The sequence below is a fragment of the Salinicola sp. RZ23 genome, from assembly GCF_003206675.1.
GTDB classification, from domain to species: Bacteria; Pseudomonadota; Gammaproteobacteria; order Pseudomonadales; family Halomonadaceae; genus Salinicola; species Salinicola endophyticus.
This window is the reverse complement of the sequence record NZ_PZJK01000002.1, coordinates 54,074-61,787: the sequence shown is the minus strand read 5'-3', so window position 1 is coordinate 61,787 and position 7,714 is coordinate 54,074. Positions and strand designations below refer to the sequence as shown.

Below are 7,714 nucleotides of genomic sequence, written 5' to 3'. Positions count from 1 at the left end.
CCTTGGCAAGGGCTCATGGCAAAAAAGTTGCGCCGCTTCGGGGCGTCATTGCTGCAGGCGACGTATGGCGCGGCCCCTGGCAAATGATCCGCCTCCAGCCAAATACGGCGACGCCCGCACAAGGCGGGCGTCGATAGACGTCGAAGGCGGGCCGGCGTCAGTCGTCTTGGGCCTGTTGGGCACCGGAGGCGCTGCGGCGTTTATCCCGGCGCGCCTTGTTGAGGCGCCCCAGTGCAAACAAAGGGCCCGACACCACGTAGCAGCCAAACAGCGCGAGCAGCATCACCGAAGGCTCGATCGAGATCAGCACGAACAGCAGCACGATCACCAGCAGGAAGACGAAGGGTACCGGGCCCTTGAAGTCGATCTCCTTGAAGCTGTGGTAGCGCACATTGCTGACCATCAATACCCCGGCGGCAGCGACGACGATCGTCATCAATATCTTGAAGCCGATGGATTCGGCATCGAAGGTGTGGAAGACCCAGACACAGCCGGCGACTACCGCCGCGGCCGAAGGGCTGGGCAAGCCGACGAACCACTTCTTGTCGGTACTGCCGATCTGCACATTGAAGCGCGCCAGCCGCAATGCCGCCCCGGAGACGAAGATGAAGGCGGCGATCCAGCCGATCTTGCCGATATCCTGGAGAATCCAGGTGAAAGCGACCAGCGCCGGCGCCATGCCGAAGGAGACCATATCGGCCAGGCTGTCGAACTCGGCGCCGAAGGCGCTCTGGGTATTGGTCAGGCGAGCCACTCGGCCATCCAACCCGTCGAGTACCATGGCGATGAAGATCGCGATCGCGGCCTTGGCATAGTCACCGTTGATCGCCGCGACGATCGAGTAGAAGCCGGCGAACAGCGCCGAGAGGGTGAACAGGTTGGGTAGCAGATAGATGCCGCGACGACGGATACGCTTGCCGTTCTCCACCGTCTCCTCGATCACCTCGTCCTCGTCGTCGAACAGCGGCGAGGTCGCGCCGATGGTGATGGTTTCGGGCTCCTGCTCGTGGTGGCGTTCTTCCTGCGTCATGGCGGCGAGTCCTTTGATATCGAGAGCGTTCCGGTATGGAAGCCGGACAATTCTACCCACAGCCTAGCGGGAATCGCGACACATGCCCTACCCGAACGATCAAACTGTCGCCCTGGCAGCCAAACAAAAGGGGCGCGACCTCGGTCGCGCCCCTCGCATCGTGCCACGGCTTGAGCGGCTCAGTTCTTGCTCTTGTCGACCAGCTGGTTGGCGGTGATCCACGGCATCATGCCGCGCAGCTTCTCACCCACCTGCTCGATCGGATGCTCGGCGGTCTGGCGACGGCGAGCGTTGAGCGAGGCGTAGTTGCAGGCGCCTTCGGCGATGAACATCTTGGCGTATTCGCCATCCTGGATGCGCTTGAGTGCCTTGCGCATCGCCTCTTTCGAACTCTCGTTGATGATCTCGCGGCCGGTCACGTACTCGCCGTACTCGGCATTGTTGGAGATCGAGTAGTTCATGTTGGCGATGCCGCCTTCGTACATCAGGTCGACGATCAGCTTGAGCTCGTGGAGACACTCGAAGTAGGCCATCTCCGGGGCGTAGCCCGCTTCGGTCAGGGTTTCGAAACCCGCCTTGACCAGCTCGACCGCGCCGCCGCAGAGAACCGCCTGCTCGCCGAACAGATCGGTTTCGGTCTCATCCTTGAAGGTGGTCTCGATGATCCCGCTGCGGCCACCGCCGATCGCCGCGGCGTAGGAGAGTGCGATCTCCTTGGCCTGGCCGGAGGCGTTCTGGTGGATCGCGATCAGGTCGGGGATACCACCGCCGCGCACGAACTCGGAGCGCACGGTGTGGCCCGGCGCCTTGGGCGCGACCATGATCACGTCGAGATCGGCGCGCGGCTGGACCTGGTTGTAGTGGATGTTGAAGCCGTGGGCGAAGGCGACGGTGGCGCCCTCTTTCAGGTTGGGCTCGATCTCCTGCTCGTAGATCACCTTCTGGTTCTCGTCCGGCGCCAGGATCATGACCACGTCGGCGCTCTTGCACGCCTCGGCGACGCTGGCCACCTTGAGGCCGGCACCTTCGGCCTTGGCCGCAGAAGAGGAGCCCTTGCGCAGTGCCACGGTCACGTCGACACCGGACTCCTTCAGGTTATTGGCGTGGGCGTGGCCCTGGGAGCCGTAACCCACGATGGTGACCTGCTTGGATTGGATCAGCGACAGGTCGCAGTCCTTGTCGTAATACACGTGCATGGCAAACTCCGATATCGATACGAACAGTCTGAAATGTGTCAGGTCGGTGTAGCGATCGCGCCGGCCGCCGGAGCGGGCGGTGATCGTCGAACCGTGACGCCACGATAAGACAAGCGCCTCGTTGCGTAAAACGCTATATTTGCAATGCGACATTTCACATACGGCAACATATACACGCTATGGATTACCGCCCGCTCACCCACTTCCTGGCCCTGGCCGAACATCTCCACTTTGGCCGTGCCAGCGACGCCTGCCATATCAGCCCCTCGACCTTGAGTCGCTCGCTGCGCCAGCTCGAGGAGAACCTGGGGGTGACCCTGTTCGAGCGTGACAATCGTCACGTCGAGCTGACCCGGGAAGGCCAGCTGTTCCATGCCTATGCCCGGGAGACGCTGGAGCAGTGGCAGACTCTGCAGCGCGAGTTGATGGCGGAGACCCAGGAGCTGGCCGGTGAGCTCAGCATCTACTGTTCGGTCACCGCCAGCTACAGCTTCCTCTACCGCCTGCTGAGCGAATTCCGCCAGCGCCATCCGCGTATCGAGATCAAGCTGCACACCGGCGATCCGGCGGATGCCATTGCCCGGGTCCAATCCGAACAGGAGGAGGTGGCGATCACCGCGCGCCCACGCAGCCTGCCGGAGGCGGTGGCGTTCAAGCCGCTGGCGACCTCGCCACTGGTGTTCATCGCCCCGCGTGACGGCGCCGCCTGGCTGCCGGCCACACCGGAGATTCCGACACCGGCCCAGTGGCGCGAGGTGCCGATGATCCTGTCGGAGTCCGGGCTCTCCCGCGATCATGCCGACACCTGGTTCCGAGCGCTCGGCGTACGCCCGCGCATCTACGCCCAGGTCGCCGGCAACGAGGCGATCGTCAGCATGGTCGGACTCGGCTTCGGCGTGGGCATCGTGCCGCGCATCGTGCTCGACAACAGCCCGCTGCTCGAACGGATCACCATCCTGCCGGTCAAGCCCGAGCTGCCCCACTACGACGTCGGCCTGTGCGTACTCAAGCGCCGTCTCAAGAGCGCCCTGATCGAAGCGCTCTGGGCACAGCTGCCTAGCTGAGCCGTGTTCGACCGTCCCCGCCGGCGTCTCATGAAAAACGCCCGGCGGAATCGCTTCCGCCGGGCGTCGTACCGCTGCCGTCGAATCGGCTACAGCGACAGCAGCTTGTCGCCGCGGGCAATACCGGACACCCCGGTCCGCGCCACTTCGAGAATGCCGATCGGCGCCATCGCCTGGACGAAGGCGTCGAGCTTGCCGGCATCGCCGGTGATCTGCACGGTGTAAACGCTCGGCGTCACGTCCACGACCTGGGCCCGGAAGATATCCGCGGTACGCTTGACCTCGTCACGGCTGGCGCCCAGCGCCTTGACCTTGACCAGCATCAGCTCGCGCTCGATATGGTTGCCCTCGGTCAGGTCGACCAGCTTGACCACGTCGATCAGCTTGTTGAGGTGCTTGGTGATCTGCTCGATCACGCGGTCGTCACCCACCGTGGTGACGGTCAGCCGCGACAGCGAGGGATCTTCCGTCGGCGCCACGTTCAGCGTTTCGATGTTGAAGTTGCGCTGGGAGAACAGCCCCACCACACGGGACAGGGCGCCGGGTTCGTTTTCCAGCAGAATCGAGATGATATGGCGCATCAGGTCCGCTCCGTCTTCGACAGCAACATGTCACGCATGGAGCCCAGCGGCACCTGCATCGGATAGACGTGTTCGAAAGGATCGACATAGATATCGAGGAACACGAGCTCATGGGTATCGGCGAAGGCACGCTCCAGCGCCGGCTCCAGCTCGTCAATGGTCGTCACCTTGATCGCGGTGAAGCCATAGGCCTCGATCAACTTGGCGAAGTCCGGCAGCGACTCCATGTAGGAGTGCGCATGACGCGACTTGTAGTTGAGATCCTGCCACTGGCGCACCATCCCCAGCGACTGGTTGTTGAGGTTGACGATCTTGACCCCGACATCGAACTGCTTACACGTCGACAGCTCCTGCATCATCATCTGGAAGCTGCCTTCGCCGGTGAAGCAGACCACGTCGTCCTGCGGGAAGTTGAGCTTGACGCCCATCGCCGCCGGGAAGCCGAACCCCATGGTGCCGAGGCCACCGGAGGTGATGAAACGGTTGGGCTTGGCGAACTTGTAGTACTGGGCCGCGAACATCTGGTGCTGACCGACATCGGTAGTGACGAAGGCTTCGCCACGGGTGGCGCGGTAGACCGCCTCGATCACCTCCTGCGGTTTGAGCGCCTCGCCCGGCTTCGACGGCTCATAGAGCTTGCCTTCGCGCTCGGCGCGCCAGCCGTCGATGCTCTTCCACCACTCGGCGAGCGCATCGGGACTGGCCGGCTCGCGATCCTGCAGCAGACTGATCATCTCGCTGATCACGCTGCCCGCGGCACCGACGATGGGCACGTCCGCCCGCACCGTCTTGGAGATCGAGCTGGGGTCGATATCGACATGCACGATCTTGGCCGTGGGGCAGAACTTCGAGGTGTTGTTGGTGACGCGGTCATCGAAGCGCGCGCCGATGGCGACGATCAGATCGGCATGGTGCATCGCCATGTTGGCTTCATAGCTGCCGTGCATGCCGAGCCAGCCGAGGGAGCAGCGGTCGCCCTGGGGGAAACCGCCGATCCCCATCAGCGTGGTGGTGATCGGAAAGCCCAAGCGCTGCACCAGATCGGTCAGCGCCTCGGAGGCCCGCCCGGTGATGATTCCGCCGCCGGTATAGAACACCGGACGCCGCGCCTTGAGCATCATGTCGACCGCTTTCTTGATCTGGCCGGTATGCCCGCGGGTGACCGGGTTGTAGGAGCGAATCTTGACCTTCTTGGGATAGACGTACTCGTAGCGCTCGGTGGGCGACGTCATGTCCTTGGGAATGTCCACCAGCACCGGACCGGGGCGTCCGGTGGCGGCCAGGTAGAACGCCTTCTTCAATACCTCGGGGATCTCGCTCGGGTGCTTGATCGAGAAGCTGTGCTTCACCACCGGACGCGTCACGCCGACGATATCGGTCTCCTGGAAGGCGTCTTCGCCGATCAGGTGGCTCATCACCTGGCCGCACAGCACCACCATGGGAATCGAGTCCATGTAGGCGGTAGCGATACCGGTGACGGCATTGGTGGCGCCGGGGCCGGAGGTGACGAGCACCACGCCGGGCTTGCCGGTGGCGCGGGCATAGCCGTCGGCGGCGTGGGTCGCGGCCTGTTCGTGGCGAACGAGAATGTGCTTGACGCTATCCTGGCGAAAGAGGGCATCGTAGATGTGCAATGCCGCACCGCCCGGGTAGCCGTAGATATGCTCCACCCCTTCGTCTTTCAGGAAGCGGGCGATCATATCGGCGCCGGAAAGTAATTCCACTGGTGAGTCTCCCCTGGAGGTTCGAGTGCCACTGCGCGATTTCCGCGATCGCGTAGCGTTAATGCGGCGGTACGCCGCTACCGACGTGCCGTCGGCGCCTGATGCCATAATCCTGGCTATGGGCCCTGGGTGGGGACCCGCACTCATGGAAACCGTCACGACCAGCAGGTCGACACGGCTCCCGGCACGGCAGATCGCCGTGTGGGGTTGGCGGGGACGAGCGGGTGGCCCGTTCCCCTCTTTCCTGAGAAAGAGTTCCTTCGACAGGCGGGTAGAGGTCACGCAGAACCTACCCTTCACGCAGCGACCAGGGGTCGCCCGGCAATGGCTGCGCCCGCAATCAGGAGTCGCCTAGATTCTCCCAGCGTTCCCGGACTGTCAACCTTGGCGGGCCCCGGCATCAGCGCTGGCACGGCGCCCTGTGGCGTGATGGGGCGAACCCCGCATTTCGCCTCCTCGACAATCTCCTCGCCCCTCGCATGCATTCACCAATGGCCCGGGGGAACATCGGCGCATCCGCCGTTCACCCCACCCTTGCGCTTACCGAAACGCGACGAAAGTCTACCGGCGAGTGCTCGCATCTCCGCCGATCCCTTGCTGTAATGCGCAAGCTGAATCGATTCATCTCATACAGGCCGCGCCGCTGGCCCCGGAGTAGGAGGAGTTCCATGTCCCGTATCGTCCAGTGGTCGATCACGGTAGCGTTGGCCGGTTTTCTGTTCGGCTTCGATACCGCGGTCATCTCCGGCGCCGACAAGCCCATCCAGGCCCTGTGGGGGCTGAGCGACCTGCAGCACGGCCTGCTGGTGATGTCGATGGCCCTGTGGGGCACGGTGATCGGCGCCATCTGGGGCAACTACCCCACCGACCGCCTGGGCCGGCGCGCCACCCTACTGCTGATCGGCGGACTCTATCTGGTCTCGGCGGTGGGCTCGGCGCTGGCCAGCGACCCCTACTGGTTCTCGTTCTTCCGGCTGATCGGCGGCATCGGTGTGGGCGTCTCCTCGGTGGCGGCGCCCACCTATATCTCGGAGATCGCGCCAAGTGAGCGTCGCGGCCTGCTGGTGGGGCTCTACCAGTTCAACGTGGTGTTCGGCATCCTGATGGCGTTCGTCTCCAACTATGTGATCGGCGCGCTGATCGACGGCCAGGCGTGGCGCTGGATGCTCGGTGTCGAGGCGGTGCCGGCGCTGATCTACACCCTGATGGTGTTCCGCATTCCGCGCAGCCCGCGCTGGCTGATACTACACCGCAACGACACCCAAGGCGCCGCCGCGGTACTGCGGCAGCTCGACCCTCGGGCGGATGTCGACGCCCAGGTCGCCGCGATCCGCGCCGCCGACGACAGTGACGAGCAGCAGGCGCGACCGGCGTTCTTCTCCGGCCGCTATCGCCTGCCCATTCTGCTGGCATTCCTGATCGCCTTCTTCAATCAGCTCTCCGGTATCAATTTCATCATCTACTACGCCCCAAGGGTGCTCGAAGCGGCCCAGCTCGGCAGCAGCGCTGCCCTGCTCTCGACCGTGGGCATCGGGGTGATCAACCTGCTGTTCACCATGCTCGGCATGGCGCTGATCGACCGCCTGGGGCGGCGCACCCTGCTCTACATCGGCTCGGTGGGCTATATCGCCTCGCTGGTGCTGATCTCGCGCGCCTTCTTCTCCGGCGATCTGGGTGGTCTCGACGTGCCCTTGCTGCTGTGCCTGTTCATCGCCGCACACGCCATCAGCCAGGGGGCGATCATCTGGGTCTTCATCGCCGAGATCTTCCCCAACCAGGTGCGCGCCCGCGGCCAGTCCTTCGGCAGTTCGGTGCACTGGATCTGCGCTGCCTGCATCGCACTGCTGATGCCCACGGTGCTGGGGCACTTCAACGGCGGGCCGGTGTTCGCCTTCTTCGCCGTGATGATGGTATTGCAGGTGCTGTTCGTGATGTTCCTGATGCCCGAGACCAAGGGCGTCTCGCTGGAGGAGCTGCAGCGCCGCCTGGTACGCGGCGGCAGCGACCCGGCAGCGCAGCGGCGCCAGCCCGCCCGCGCCTGAACAGACGCCCCAGGCGCGATCTCTGGCCTCGGAAGGTATCGGGGGCGTGAGAACCGCGGCCCAGACAAGACAAGAGC

At 64.1% G+C, this 7,714-nt stretch carries 6 protein-coding genes; 2 read left to right on the top strand and 4 right to left on the bottom strand.

Annotation, left to right across the window (positions count from 1 at the left end; translation table 11 throughout):
• Positions 1–157: 157 nt before the first annotated feature.
• Together pssA and ilvC are read right to left on the bottom strand one after the other, a co-directional pair.
• Positions 158–1,030 carry a CDP-diacylglycerol--serine O-phosphatidyltransferase gene (pssA, locus tag DOM67_RS02220; RefSeq protein WP_110674053.1) on the bottom strand — a complete coding sequence of 291 codons (873 nt, stop codon included), beginning with the start codon at positions 1,028–1,030 and terminating at the stop codon, positions 158–160.
• Positions 1,031–1,209: 179 nt separating this feature from the next.
• Positions 1,210–2,226: a ketol-acid reductoisomerase gene (ilvC, locus tag DOM67_RS02215; protein WP_110674052.1), complete on the bottom strand. Its 1,017-nt coding sequence runs from the start codon at positions 2,224–2,226 to the stop codon at positions 1,210–1,212.
• 179 nt (positions 2,227–2,405) lie between these two features.
• Between ilvC and ilvY the strand changes: the two genes are divergently transcribed.
• Positions 2,406–3,290, top strand: coding sequence for an HTH-type transcriptional activator IlvY (gene ilvY, locus DOM67_RS02210; protein WP_110674051.1), 885 nt, complete (start codon positions 2,406–2,408; stop codon positions 3,288–3,290).
• A gap of 89 nt (positions 3,291–3,379) precedes the next feature.
• Here ilvY and ilvN read toward each other — a convergent pair whose 3' ends face one another.
• Positions 3,380–3,871, bottom strand: a complete 492-nt coding sequence (ilvN, locus tag DOM67_RS02205; RefSeq protein ID WP_106418766.1) for an acetolactate synthase small subunit — start codon at positions 3,869–3,871, stop codon at positions 3,380–3,382.
• Positions 3,871–5,595 carry an acetolactate synthase 3 large subunit gene (locus tag DOM67_RS02200; RefSeq protein ID WP_110674050.1) on the bottom strand — a complete coding sequence of 575 codons (1,725 nt, stop codon included), beginning with the start codon at positions 5,593–5,595 and terminating at the stop codon, positions 3,871–3,873. The genes ilvN and DOM67_RS02200 overlap by 1 nt, the downstream gene beginning before the upstream one ends.
• A 479-nt stretch (positions 5,596–6,074) precedes the next feature.
• On the opposite strand from DOM67_RS02200, the gene DOM67_RS02195 reads away from it, so the two are divergent.
• Entirely contained in the window at positions 6,075–7,637 is a 1,563-nt protein-coding gene (locus tag DOM67_RS02195) for a sugar porter family MFS transporter (RefSeq protein WP_348627293.1), read from the top strand.
• Positions 7,638–7,714: the final 77 nt, after the last annotated feature.

Bases quoted from the DNA above. Each gene is read 5' to 3' on its own strand.
- DOM67_RS02195 (WP_348627293.1), top strand. From the start codon at position 6,075: ATGCATTCACCAATGGCCCGGGGGAACATCGGCGCATCCGCCGTTCAC.
- ilvC (WP_110674052.1), bottom strand. From the start codon at position 2,226: ATGCACGTGTATTACGACAAGGACTGCGACCTGTCGCTGATCCAATCC.
- ilvN (WP_106418766.1), bottom strand. From the start codon at position 3,871: ATGCGCCATATCATCTCGATTCTGCTGGAAAACGAACCCGGCGCCCTG.
- pssA (WP_110674053.1), bottom strand. From the start codon at position 1,030: ATGACGCAGGAAGAACGCCACCACGAGCAGGAGCCCGAAACCATCACC.
- ilvY (WP_110674051.1), top strand. From the start codon at position 2,406: ATGGATTACCGCCCGCTCACCCACTTCCTGGCCCTGGCCGAACATCTC.